Genomic DNA, 11,787 nt, shown 5'->3' with positions numbered 1-11,787 from the left:
TCCGTCAGGACGGGATGCTGTCGGCGTCGTCGGCCGCCCCCTCGGCCTCGACCTCCTTGATCGCTTCGGCGGCCCGCTGCAACGCGGGAAGCGCCTGCAAAGCCTTGTCGGCGGTGAGCCGCATGACCGGGGCCTGGACCGCCACCGCCAGGTTGGAGCGCCCGGTGCGGCTGGGCACCAGCACCGCCACGCACACGAGCCCGGGCAGGAATTCCTCGTCGTCGAGGGCGAATCCGTCGCGCCGGATGCGGGCGAACTCCTCCTCCAGCGCGTCGAGATCGGTGACGGTCTTGGGGGTGTACTGCTTGAGCGGAGCGTGCGCGAGCAGCTTGCGCCGCTGCGCCGGGCTCATCTGGGAGAGGATGATCTTGCCGCTGGCCGAGCAGTGGATCGGCACGCGCGAACCGGGCCGCAGGTAGAACCGCAGCGGCTCGGGCGTTTCGACGCGGTCGAGGTAGACGATCTCGCTGCCGGACAGCGCGGTGATGTTGCAGCTCTCCCCCAGCTCGTCGACCAGGTGGTTGAGCACCGCGCGCCGCGCGCCGTGGTGGGTGGCGTTGAGCAGCAGGTTCTCCGCGAGGCGGCGCAGCCGGTCGCCGGTGCCGTAATGCCGCCCGTCGGCCTGGCGCACGAGCAGGCCCGCGCCTTCCAGCTGCTGCAGCATCCGGTGCAGCGTCGGCTTCGGCAGGCCGGTCTCCTCGACCAGGCTCTGCAGCGTCACCAGCTGGTCCTTCGCCGCGATCAGCTCGAGCAGCGAGAACAGCCGCATGGTCGGGGTGTCTCCGTCGAGTCCCGCGCCGTCCGGCTCGCGCACGAGTTCCACGGCGCTGGTCTTCCGCAACTCACTCACGTTCCGAAAACTAGCACATCCTGTCTCGTTTTCCAGCAACTGCCGGTTGACCTGCCGCCCGCGGCGTCCTATCGTCCATCGCGTTCAGGTTTTACGAACACCACGTACCGAAAACCAAGACTTTCAGTGTCGAAGGAGTTCACCATGGCGGAGAGGAAGACGGGCGACGGCCGCACCGTCGTCAGCGGAACGGCGAAGATGACCCCGTCCGAGGCCTTCGTCGAGACGCTGGTGGCCAACGGCGTCACCGACATCTTCGGCATCATGGGCTCGGCGTTCATGGACGCGATGGACATCTTCGCGCCGGCCGGCATCCGGCTCGTCCCGGTCGTGCACGAGCAGGGCGCCGCGCACATGGCCGACGGCTACGCCCGGGTCAGCGGCCGCCACGGCGTGGTCATCGGGCAGAACGGGCCCGGCATCAGCAACTGCGTCACCGCGATCGCCGCGGCGTTCTGGGCGCACAGCCCGGTCGTGATGATCACGCCCGAGGCGGGCACGATGGGCACCGGGCTGGGCGGCTTCCAGGAGGCCAACCAGCTGCCGATGTTCCAGGAGTTCACCAAGTACCAGGCGCACGTCAACAACCCGAAGCGGATGGCCGAGTACACCGCGCGGGCCTTCGACCGGGCGCTGTCGGAAATCGGCCCGACGCAGCTCAACATCCCGCGCGACTTCTTCTACGGCGAGATCGAGACCGAGATCCCCGAACCGCAGCGGCTCGACCGCGGCCCCGGCGGCGACAAGAGCCTCGCCCAGGCCGCCGAACTGCTGGCCACCGCCGAGTTCCCGGTCATCATCTCCGGCGGCGGCGTCGTGATGTCCGACGGCGTCGAGGAATGCAAGGCGCTCGCCGAGCGGCTGGGCGCGCCGGTGGTGAACAGCTACCAGCACAACGACAGCTTCCCGGCCAGCCACCCGCAGTGGTGCGGCCCGCTCGGCTACCAGGGCTCCAAGGCCGCGATGAAGCTCATCTCGCAGGCGGACGTGGTGATCGCGCTCGGCACCCGCCTCGGCCCGTTCGGCACCCTGCCGCAGCACGGCATGGACTACTGGCCCAAGAACGCGAAGATCATCCAGATCGACGCCGACCACAAGATGCTCGGCCTGGTCAAGAAGATCACCGTCGGCATCTGCGGGGACGCGAAGGCCGCCGCGGCCGCGCTGACCGAGCGCCTCGCCGACCGCACCCTCGCCTGCGACGCCACCCGCGGCGAGCGCGCCGACCGCACCAAGGCGGAGAAGGACGCGTGGGAAGCGGAACTCACCGAGTGGACCCACGAGAAGGACCCCTACTCCCTCGACATGATCGCCGAGCAGGAGCAGGAGGAGGGCAACTGGCTGCACCCGCGCCAGGTCCTGCGCGAACTGGAGAAGGCGATGCCGCCGCGGGTGATGGTCTCCACCGACATCGGCAACATCAACTCCGTGGCGCACAGCTACCTCCGTTTCGAGGAGCCGCGGTCGTTCTTCGCACCGATGTCCTTCGGCAACTGCGGGTACGCGCTGCCGACCATCATCGGCGCCAAGGCCGCCGCGATGGACCGCCCGGCGATCGCGTACGCCGGCGACGGCGCGTGGGGCATGAGCATGGGCGAGGTCATGACCGCGGTGCGGCACGACATCCCGGTCACCGCCGTCGTGTTCCACAACCGCCAGTGGGGCGCGGAAAAGAAGAACCAGGTCGACTTCTACGACCGCCGGTTCGTCGCGGGCGAGCTGGAAAGCGAGAGCTTCGCCGGGATCGCGCAGGCGATGGGCGCGGACGGCATCGTGGTCGACAAGCTCGAGGACGTCGGCCCGGCGCTGAAGAAGGCCGTGGACGCGCAGATGAACGAGGGCCGCACGACGGTCATCGAGATCATGTGCACCCGCGAGCTGGGCGACCCGTTCCGCCGCGACGCGCTGTCGAAGCCGGTGCGGTTCCTGGAGAAGTACCAGGACTACGTGTAAGCACCGTTGTGAGTGTTCATGCCGGTTAGAACCGGCATGAACACTCACGACCCCCTCTGCCCGGCCGAGCCTGTGCGCCCGGCCGGGCTTTTTCGTGTCCAGCCTCGGATCTGGCACCGGTGATCCGGCGCTTTCTGGCTCTGGGCGTGGACCAGAAAGATTGCGATCGTCGACACATTCCCGTTCTCGCACACACAGGAGGTCGCCAGGTGAACGTCACGGAGCTGCGGGCCACTGCCCGCCGACACCTCGGGCCGCACTTCACGCGCAAGGACACCTGGCAAAGCGACTTCCCGGTGTTCGTCCGCGGCGAGGGCAGCTACCTCATCGACACCGAGGGCCGCCGCCACCTCGACGGTCTCGCCGGGCTGTTCTGCGTAAACATGGGCCACGGCCGCGCGGACATCGCCAAGGCCGCGGCCGAGCAGGTCGGCACCCTCGCCTACGCCAGCAACTGGGGCTCGGCGCACCCGCCGTCGATCGAGGCCGCCCGGATCATCGCCGACCTCGCCCCCGGCGACCTCGGCACCACGTTCTTCGTGAACTCCGGTTCGGAGGCGGTCGAGACCGCGCTGAAGTTCGTCCGGCAGTACCACCGCAGCCAGGGCGCGCCGGAGCGGACGAAGATCATCAGCCGCGAAATGGCCTACCACGGCACGACGATGGGCGCGCTGTCGGTGACCGGCCTGCCGAAGATCAAGGAGCCGTTCGGCCCGCTGCTGCCGGGCATCCGGCACGTCCCGAACACCCTCGGCTTCACCGGCGACTGCGGTCCGGCCGACCAGCTGGACTGCGTCCGCGCGATCGAGGCGGTCATCCTCGAGGAAGGCCCGGAGACGGTCGCCGCGGTCTTCGCCGAGCCGGTCCAGAACGGCCGGGGCGCGCTGGTCCCGCCGGAGGGCTACTGGGCGGCGCTGCGGGCGCTGTGCGACAAGTACGGCATCCTGCTCGTTTCGGACGAGGTCATCTGCTCGTTCGGCCGCCTCGGCCACTTCTTCGGACACGGCCTCACCGGCGTGGTACCGGACCTGATCACCTTCGCCAAGGGCTCCACCTCGGGCTACGCCCCGCTCGGCGGCGTGATCGTGCGCGAGCAGCTGGTCACCGAGCTGTACGACTCCCCGAAGGGCGGCGTCTTCACCCACGGCGCGACCTGGGGCGGCCACCCGGTCTCGACGGCCATCGCGGTCGCCAACATCAGCGCGATGCGCGACGAGAAGGTGCCCGAGCACGTGTTGGAAGAGGGCCCGAAGCTCCACGCGGCTCTCGAGTCGCTGAAGGACGCGCACCGCTGCGTCAAGGACGTCCGCGGCACCGGCTTCTTCTACGCGATCGAACTGATGGCCGACCGCGACGGCGGCCGCGAGCTGACCGACCAGGAGTCCCTGACCGTCCTGCGGGAGGTCCTGCCGGAATCGTTCCGCCGCACCGGGGTCATCCTCCGCGGCGACGACCGCGGCGCGACCATGTTGATGATCTCGCCCCCGCTGGTCGCCGACACGGACGTGCTGGACGAGCTGCTGCACGGCGTCGACGGCATGCTCACCGACGTGGAGAAGGCGATCCAGCCCTGACCGACCCCCGGGAGGGGCACCTCCCGCTACGTGAAAACAGCGCGATCCCCCTGACGGATAGCCGGGACGGGCGCTGGGTACCCCTTTGTTCCGCGGGTGCCCGGCGCCCGTCCTGCTGTCCGGGATCAGGCCGTTCTGGTACCGGAGCATGGCTAGCATCTGGCTCTCGCGGCGGGGCCTGTTCCTTCTTACGGTGACGGGAACCACACAGCAGCTCTCAGCGACATCGCGGCGGCGGCCGGCGCGGGGACATCGAGGTCCCCCGGCGCCGCCGGAAGGAGGAGACGTGGGTTCTGCACCGGAAACAGCCGCCGAGAGCGGCCTCAAACCGGGCCTCAAGCAACGCCACATGAATCTGATCGCACTGGGCGGCGTGATCGGCGCCGGCCTGTTCGTCGGAAGCGGCGTGGTCATCCAGTCGGCCGGGCCCGCGGCGGTGGTCTCGTTCCTGATCGCCGGGCTGATCACCGTGCTCATCATGCGGATGCTGGCCGAAATGACCGTCGCGCGGCCCGCGCTCGGCTCGTTCTACGTGTACGCCAGGGAGGCGATGGGCAATCGCGCCGGCTTCACCGTCGGCTGGATGTACTGGTACTTCTTCGTGATCGTGGTGGCCGTGGAGGCGGTCGCCGGCGGCCGGATCCTGCAGCTGTGGCTGCCGAACGTGCCCCTGTGGGTGCTCAGTCTCGGACTGCTCCTGCTGCTCACCGCCACGAACCTGGTGTCGGCGCGGTCCTACGGGGAGTTCGAGTACTGGTTCTCGTCGATCAAGGTCATCGCGATCGTCGTGTTCCTGGTGGTCGGCGCCCTGTACTTGTTCGGCGTCTGGCCGGGCGCCCACGGAGGCGTCGGCAACCTGGTCTCCCACGGCGGCTTCGCCCCGATGGGCATCGGCGCGGTCCTGGCGGCGGTCGTCCCCTGCGTCGGCTTCTACACCGGTGCCGAAATCGTCACCATCGCCGCGGCGGAGTCCGCGGAACCCCGCCGCGCGATCGCCAAAGCCATGCGCTCCATCGTGTTCCGCGTCGTGCTGTTCTACGTCGGCTCGGTCTTCGTCGTGGTCGCGGTGAAGGCGTGGAACGCTCCCGACACCGCAGTCAGCCCGTACGCCGCGGTCCTGGACGTCCTGGGCATCCCCGCAGTGGCGACGATCATGAACGCCATCGTCCTGACGGCCGTGCTCTCGTGCCTCAACTCGGCCCTGTACACGTCGTCGCGGATGCTGTTCGCCCTGACCCGCAACGGCGACGCCCCGAAGATGTTCACGAAGCTGTCCCGCAGCGGCGTCCCCCGCCGAGCCATCATCGCCGGAACAGTCATCGGCTACGTCTCGGTCATCGCGGCTTACACCTCGCCGAACCTGATCTTCCAGTTCCTGGTCAATTCCTACGGCGCGGTCGCTCTCTTCGTGTACCTCGCCATCGCCTTGGCCCAGGTCCGCCTGCGGAAGCGCCTGCAGAATACGGACCCAGGCGCGCTGAGCCTGAAGATGTGGCTGTTCCCGTGGCTCAGCTACGCCACGATCGCCCTGATGGCGGCGGTCATTCTGGCCATGGCGTTCCTCCCGACGACCCGCTCGCAGTTCTGGCTGAGCGCGGTGACGCTGGCGCTGATCCTGATCGCGTACCAGTTCCGGAAGCGCCGCCCCGTCGGACCCGCCGTCACGGCGGAGCAGGACTCATCGCGAGGCGAAGCCGGAGTCGCTTCCCCCTGACCGGCCCCGGGGTCCAGCCGGGCGTCTGCCGATCCCCTGGCAGCTCCGCCCGGCTGGCCTCTTCGCGCCGGATCATTCCCGTCCGGGCGAGCCCGTTACGACCGGTCTTGACCTGGTTCGGCCGGCCGCGACGACGTGACCGGCTGTCTGGCACCTCGCGATGCCGCGATTCTGGACCTACCGCCCCGGCCAGCCGTACCGCAAGGTGAACCGATCCCGCCCCCGCCGTGGAGGTCCGATGCCGAGCCCTTCCCGAACCCGCCGATGACCTTCTGGCACCTGTCTCCCGCGGCGATGGCCTTCGCTGTCGCCGCTTTGCTCGCCGGAGGCCTGATCCGCGGCTACTCCGGCTTCGGCGCTTCCTTGGTGTGGGTCAGCTGTCTCTGCCTGGTCCTCCCGCCCCCGGCCGTCATCCCGAGCACGCTCCTGCTGGAAATCGCCTCCAGCGTCACCCTGCTGCCGAAATCCTGGCCGGACGCCCACCGCCCGTCCGTCCGCTGGCTCCTCGCCGGAGCCCTCGTCGGCCTGCCGATCGGCATCTGGTTCCTGTCCGCGCTCCCGGAACGCGCGACAAGACTGACCGTTGGATTGGTCGTCGGAATCTCCGCGCTGGCCCTGGCCTTCAGCCGCCGCACCCGCCGCCTGCCCGGCCCCGCCGCCTGCGGAGGCATGGGCACCGCCTTCGGAATCCTCAATGGCGCCTGCGGCATGGGCGGCCCGCCAGTCGTCCTGATGTACCTGGCGTCCCCGCTACCCATGGCCGTGAACCGCGCGAGCCTGGTCGTCTTCTTCCTGGCGGCCGACTCGATGACCGTCGCGACCGCCGGCACGAGCGGCCTGCTCACCGCGGCCGTGCTGGGGCAAACGGCGCTTTTCCTCCCTATCGCCCTCACCGGAATCGCCGCCGGAACCTGGCTGTACCACCACGCCCACGGCGATGCGCGCCGGATCGTGCTGGGAATCCTCGCGGTCCTGTCCCTGGCGCTGGTCGGCCAGGCGGTAGCCTCATGACCCGCCCCGCCCTGGGCGGAACCGCCGCCGGAACCCAGCTGTACCACCGCAAATCCTCTCCCCCGGCACCCGCAGACCAGGTGGTAGCCCGCATGGCCTGTCCCGCCCTGGGCGGAATCGCCGCCGAAACCCGGCTTGTACCACCACGCCGACCAGATCGTGGCCGGAATCCTCGCGGCCCTCTCCCTGGCATCAGCAGACAAGGCGGTAGCCACATGACCAGCCCCGCCCTGTTGCCGTCCCCTTTAACTCCTTACCCCCGCCAGGCAGCCACATGATCCTCGGCGCACTGGCCATCGCTTTCGCAGGCTTCATCGGCGGCCTGACCGGTTTCGGCGCTTCCTTGGTCGGCACGCCCCTGTTGCTGCTCATCGGTTTCCCACTGCCGCAGGTTGTCGTGATCAACTTGATCGCCACCATGATCACGAGACTCGCCGTGCTCCACCGGGAACGAGCCCACATCGCCTGGCGCCGCGTAGCCGTTCTGGGCACCGCGAGCCTCCCCGGAGCCGCCGCCGGAGCCCTCACGCTGCACCTGCTCCCGCCGCACGCCCTCCGCATCCTGGCCGGCACCGTAGTCGTGCTCTCCGGCCTCCGCCTGCTCCTCCGCCCGACCCGAGAAGCCCACCCCGCGACCCCAGCGAAACAAACGATCGCCGGCCTGCTGGGCGGCTACCTCTCCACCACGACCTCCCTGAACGGCGCACCCCCAGCCGTTTTGCTCGCCTCGGCAAAAGTCCCCCCAAGAACCTTCGTCGGCGATCTGGCAGGCTACTTCGTGGTGACCAACTGCCTGTCCCTGCTCCTCCTGATCACCGCAGGCCAGTTCGACACCACGAACCTGGGCACCCAACTGCCGATCCTGGTCGCGGCCGCGCTAGCCGGAAACATCCTCGGAGGCCGCCTCATCGGCCGGGTCCCGCGCGCACTGTTCGACCGGGCGATCGTGGGCTTGATCGTGGTATCCGGCGCGGTGACGATGCTCAGCGCCTGACCCAGGCCCGTCCCGGCGGCTGAACCCCAGGACCGCTCCGGATCCCGTTCAGATCGCCCGGCAAGATCAGCAGCATGCCCGCTGCGGTCGCGGAAGCCATGCCTCAACACAGGCCGGGCTAACCGGCTGACCTGCGGATATTCCCTGTTGAGTTCGAATGCCGAGAACAGATGATCATCTCATGCGAGCCGTGGAGCTGATTCAACACCCCCCTGAAAAGGCGTGCCCAACCGTCGTATACTCTCTTCATCAGCAAGTCCGAGTGGCGGAATGGCAGACGCGCTAGCAGGAGGGGCTAGTGTCCTTAACGGACGTGGGGGTTCAAGCCCCCCCTCGGACACACACATTATTCACCCGTGGAGAGGCCGTCAGATCGCCGGCCTCTTTTTCGTGGTCGAACCGCAGGTCAAGAGCAAGGTCCCGATAGAGCTGGGCCAGCTTGCCCGGCTCCGAGTCGGCCAGCGCGGCGCCGATGTCGCCGAGCGAGTCGATCATCACGTAGAATTCGGCCTCACTCAGCCCGGCGGGCTCTCCCACGTTCGTTGACTCCGCCTGCGCCACCGCTCTATCTGCCTGCGCCTGGTTGATGCTCTCCGCAACCGCCCCGGGGTCGATCCCGGCCGCGATGGCATCCTGAAACGTCCGGATCTTCGCCTCGGCCTCCTCCAACCTCCGCCGAGCCGCGCCGTCACTCCCTGACCTGGCCGCAGGCTGCGCCTCCACCAGCCGATCGAACAGTTCCCCGATCCACCCGTTCACCGCATCCCGCAGCGGCTCTTCCCGCAGGTAGATCGTCGGCGGGTGACTCGCCAAAGCCGGTGAGCCCGGAGCAAGCGTCCGCGCCGGGCACTGGTAATACATGCCGCGCCTACGCGGACTACCCTCCATCTTCCGTCCGCACGCCACACGGCGAATCAATCCCCGGAACAAGTACTGGTGCTTGACCGCGCGCGCAGAACGCTCGGTCTTCCGCGCGGTCCATAGTCCACCAGCGGCCGCCGACAGCAGGGGCCTGCCTAGCGCCGGAAAATCCGCCTCTGCCTCCGGCGACGAGTACTTTGCATCGCCGGAGGCTTTACCGACCGCGCGCCGTGACCTGGACGAAGCCTTGTGCCAGCACGCCACCGCGCTGGCACGCCTGCAGCGGCTCGGCGGGTTCGCGTTGCTCCCGCGTCCTTGGGTGCGGCCGTATCGGGACCCGGCCGCGAGCGGGCGGGCACCACGCGCGGCCCTCGCGGACGCAACCGAGCATCTGGCCTTGAGGAAGATGCTCTCGGTCTCGCAAGCGCGGAGATGGTCAGTTGGCCTTCTCGGCGAGCACGTCGGTCGCGCGGGAGTCGTAGTATTCCTCGAGTCGCGCCACGAGTCCGTCGGAGTCGACCTCCACCCGCATCATCGCCGGCAGCCGCAGCTGGTGCCCGGAGCGGAGGACCGCGGTCAGGGTGTGCTGCCGGAACAGCTGCGAGCCAACAGCGGTGGAGCGCTGGTCTTCGTACGCCCTAACGGTCGACATGGCGCAGAGGCGGCTCAGCGTCGCGATCACCTTGTCGACGTCCAGGTCTTTCTCGTTGCGGTTCTGCCACGCACGCGCACCGGGTGCGAAGCAGGTGCGCAACTCGTCCATGTCGCCTTTCTCGATCGCCCCGAACATTCTGTCCACGACGCTGAAATCCGTCGTGCTGGGCGCGTCTGTCATCGCTGCCTCCTGTGCTCGTGAGGTTCGGCGCCGGGCCTCCGGTGGGTATGCGTGATCCAGTCACCCCCGGACAGACGGAGAAATCAGCATCGCGCCCGCACCGGAACGGATCTCGCTGCCTTGACACGCCTCGGCTGCGGGAGCCCATCCGGCTCCCGGCGACGCCGCGGTGCTTCACCACGGCATGTCGTATACCTGGATCCGGTCGTTGGTCGGGATGGCGACGAGGATCCGCTTTCCGTCCTCGTCGATGGCGACGCAGCCCGCGGTCTGGCCCTCGACGGTGTGCACCTGTTGCAGTTTCCCGTTGGGGTCGAAGATCTGCACCCGGTCGTTCCCGGGATCGGTCACGACGATGTGCTGGCCGCTGCGGTCCGCGGCCACCGCCTGCGGCGCCCGGAAGTTTCCTTCTTCGGTTCCCTCGGTGCCGATCCTGAACTCGAACCGGCCGCCGGAGTCGAATACCTGGACGTGATGGTGCCTGCCGTCGACGGCCGCGATCCGGTCGTCGGCCAGGACGGCGACGCTGATCTGGAAGCCGTTGAACTGGCCGTCCCCGTCGCCGGTCTCCCCGAACTGGAACAGGAACCGCCCGGTCGGGTCGAAGACCTGGATCAGGCTGCTTCCGCCGTCGCCCACGATGATGCGGCCCTGGGAGTCGACCGCGATCCCCGACGGGTTGCTGAACTTGCCCTCGCCCGCACCGAGACCGCCGAACCCGAACAGGTACTCCCCCTCGCGGGAGAACACCTGCACCCGCCGGTTTCCCTGGTCGACGACGTAGATCGAGTCGTTCGGGCCGGCAGCCACCTCGTACGGGAAATGAAGCTCGCCTGGTCCGGTGCCCAGCGAACCGATGGCCCGGACCAGGACACCGTCGGCATCGAGGACGACGACGCGACTGCTGCGGGTGTCGGACACGACGATGTTCCGCTGCGAATCGACATCGATGCCCATCGGGAAATTGAGCGGGCTCTCCCCGAGCGCGCGCACGGACGGCCGCCGCGTGCGCCCGAAACCGGCCAGGAACCGTCCGTCGGGGCTGAACAGCTGCACGCGGTCGTTGCCCGAGTCCGCGACCACGATGTTGTCGTTGGCGTCCACCGCCACGTGGAACGGCTGGTTCAGCTCACCGTCTCCCGCGCCCAGTCCGCCGAACTGGCGCAGGTACCTGCCAGCCGGGTCGAAGACCTGTACCCGGTTGTTCCCGCAGTCGGCGACGATGATGTCGTCGCGGCTGTTGACCGCCACGCCGAACGCGAAGTTCAGCTCGCCGTCGCCGGATCCGAGCTGCCCGAAATCGAAGAGGTGCTCGCCCGCGGAATTGAAGACCGCGACGCGGTTGTTCGCTTGGTCGGCGACAACGATGCGGCCCTTGCTGTCGGCCGCCACGCCGAGCGGGGAGCTCAGCTCCCCGGGACCCGACCCCAGAGGGCCGAAACCGAATTGGAACGCGCCGGTCGAGTCGTAGATCTTCACCTGGTTGCGGGGAAGCTGGGGTTCCAGATGCGGATTGCGGCTCGCGTTGTCGGTGATGATGACGCGGTTCTGGTTGTCGACCGCGATGCCGCATTCGCTGATGAGGTCTTCCTCGGCCCAGCCCACCCCGCCGAACAGGCCCAGGTATCGCCCGTCGATGTCGTAGATCTTGACCCGATGGGCGTCGAGGACCACGACCCGGCCGTCGCGGTCGATCGCGGAGTCCAGGGGGAAAAGCCAGTCCTCGTCGACGCGGCCGCGGGACCCGCCATCCGGCGGCCGCTGGCCGGCCGCGCTCCCTTGCTGGAGATCCGCCCCGGGCGTGCCGAGGAAGTTCCGGAAAAGGAACGGCTCGTCCGAGGACTCCGCCAGGTCGCCGTCCGGACGGAACACCTGGACGTCCGGGGGCCGGGCTCCGCCGTCGATCACGACGATGTTGCCCTCGCGGTCGACCGAGACTCCCTGCGGATTGAGGAATTCACCTGGTAGAACGCGTCTGCGCATCTCGGTCCCCTC

General features: G+C 68.6%; 9 protein-coding genes and 1 tRNA gene. 6 read left to right on the top strand and 4 right to left on the bottom strand.

Annotated elements, in window-relative coordinates:
• Window positions 1–4: 4 nt before the first annotated feature.
• Window positions 5–850: an IclR family transcriptional regulator gene (locus SSMG_RS17345; protein ID WP_009077946.1), complete on the bottom strand. Its 846-nt coding sequence runs from the start codon at window positions 848–850 to the stop codon at window positions 5–7.
• Between the two features lie 144 nt (window positions 851–994).
• On the opposite strand from SSMG_RS17345, the gene xsc reads away from it, so the two are divergent.
• The 6 genes from xsc (at window position 995) to SSMG_RS17315 (ending at window position 8,436) form a co-directional block, all read left to right on the top strand.
• Complete coding sequence (gene xsc, locus SSMG_RS17340) at window positions 995–2,803, top strand: sulfoacetaldehyde acetyltransferase (protein ID WP_009077944.1); 1,809 nt, start codon at window positions 995–997, stop codon at window positions 2,801–2,803.
• 209 nt (window positions 2,804–3,012) lie between these two features.
• Window positions 3,013–4,377, top strand: a complete 1,365-nt coding sequence (locus tag SSMG_RS17335) for an aspartate aminotransferase family protein (RefSeq protein WP_009077943.1) — start codon at window positions 3,013–3,015, stop codon at window positions 4,375–4,377.
• 286 nt (window positions 4,378–4,663) lie between these two features.
• On the top strand, window positions 4,664–6,091 hold the full coding sequence (locus SSMG_RS17330) for an amino acid permease (RefSeq protein ID WP_009077941.1): 1,428 nt from the start codon (window positions 4,664–4,666) through the stop codon (window positions 6,089–6,091).
• Between the two features lie 264 nt (window positions 6,092–6,355).
• Entirely contained in the window at window positions 6,356–7,102 is a 747-nt protein-coding gene (locus SSMG_RS17325; protein WP_009077939.1) for a sulfite exporter TauE/SafE family protein, read from the top strand.
• A 274-nt stretch (window positions 7,103–7,376) separates the two neighbouring features.
• Window positions 7,377–8,096: a sulfite exporter TauE/SafE family protein gene (locus SSMG_RS17320; protein ID WP_009077938.1), complete on the top strand. Its 720-nt coding sequence runs from the start codon at window positions 7,377–7,379 to the stop codon at window positions 8,094–8,096.
• Window positions 8,097–8,352: 256 nt separating this feature from the next.
• Window positions 8,353–8,436 (top strand) — tRNA-Leu (locus SSMG_RS17315).
• On the opposite strand, the gene SSMG_RS42980 is transcribed toward SSMG_RS17315, so the two are convergent.
• The 3 genes from SSMG_RS42980 to SSMG_RS42470 all read right to left on the bottom strand — a co-directional run bounded on the left by SSMG_RS42980 (window position 8,418) and on the right by SSMG_RS42470 (window position 11,775).
• Window positions 8,418–8,957, bottom strand: a complete 540-nt coding sequence (locus tag SSMG_RS42980; RefSeq protein ID WP_199785920.1) for a hypothetical protein — start codon at window positions 8,955–8,957, stop codon at window positions 8,418–8,420. The genes SSMG_RS17315 and SSMG_RS42980 overlap by 19 nt on opposite strands.
• Window positions 8,958–9,393: 436 nt before the next feature.
• A complete protein-coding gene (locus tag SSMG_RS17310) occupies window positions 9,394–9,792 on the bottom strand; it encodes a nuclear transport factor 2 family protein (protein ID WP_009077935.1) in 399 nt (132 codons plus the stop codon).
• A 174-nt stretch (window positions 9,793–9,966) separates the two neighbouring features.
• Entirely contained in the window at window positions 9,967–11,775 is a 1,809-nt protein-coding gene (locus tag SSMG_RS42470; protein ID WP_009077933.1) for a 6-bladed beta-propeller, read from the bottom strand.
• Window positions 11,776–11,787: the final 12 nt, after the last annotated feature.

It is taken from the genome of Streptomyces sp. AA4 (genome assembly GCF_000158875.1).
Lineage (GTDB): Bacteria > Actinomycetota > Actinomycetes > Mycobacteriales > Pseudonocardiaceae > Amycolatopsis.
The sequence above is the reverse complement of the archived record's forward strand: the minus strand, read 5'-3'. Positions and strand labels throughout refer to the sequence as shown.

Excerpts from the sequence above, each read along its gene's own strand:
- xsc (WP_009077944.1), top strand. The coding sequence starts at position 995 with ATGGCGGAGAGGAAGACGGGCGACGGCCGCACCGTCGTCAGCGGAACG.
- SSMG_RS17325 (WP_009077939.1), top strand. The coding sequence starts at position 6,356 with ATGACCTTCTGGCACCTGTCTCCCGCGGCGATGGCCTTCGCTGTCGCC.
- SSMG_RS17320 (WP_009077938.1), top strand. The coding sequence starts at position 7,377 with ATGATCCTCGGCGCACTGGCCATCGCTTTCGCAGGCTTCATCGGCGGC.
- SSMG_RS42980 (WP_199785920.1), bottom strand. The coding sequence starts at position 8,957 with ATGTATTACCAGTGCCCGGCGCGGACGCTTGCTCCGGGCTCACCGGCT.
- SSMG_RS17310 (WP_009077935.1), bottom strand. The coding sequence starts at position 9,792 with ATGACAGACGCGCCCAGCACGACGGATTTCAGCGTCGTGGACAGAATG.
- SSMG_RS42470 (WP_009077933.1), bottom strand. The coding sequence starts at position 11,775 with ATGCGCAGACGCGTTCTACCAGGTGAATTCCTCAATCCGCAGGGAGTC.